At 49.4% G+C, this 269-nt stretch carries 1 pseudogene; it reads left to right on the top strand.

The features are described 5' to 3' along the window. Positions 1 to 35: 35 nt before the first annotated feature. A pseudogene (locus tag SB773_RS32020) lies at positions 36 to 269 on the top strand (Fis family transcriptional regulator); the annotation flags it as partial.

Genomic DNA, 269 nt, shown 5'->3' with positions numbered 1-269 from the left:
CGATCTACTCCTCCTCAAATGAAGAGATTCTCGTCATGAATGGACAAGGGCGGATCATGCGCCTGGCCGGCACGTATTTACAAGAGTTTTGGATGTATGAGCATCCGGACATGTTGATCGGCAAGCATTTTGGTGAGCTGCAAAAAGAGGGCTTTTTTCGTCAAAATATTTTGGATATATGCAAGGGTCAGCGGGGAAAGCATGTGTTTATTCAGGAGAATACGCGGGGGCGCAAGGTTTGGTCGGTCGCTACCCCTGTCTTTCGCGGC

The organism is Bacillus sp. SIMBA_074 (assembly GCF_046534555.1).
Lineage (GTDB): Bacteria > Bacillota > Bacilli > Bacillales > Bacillaceae_G > Bacillus_A > Bacillus_A mycoides.
Note: the sequence above shows the minus strand (reverse complement) of the source record. Positions and strands in the feature narration are given on the sequence as shown.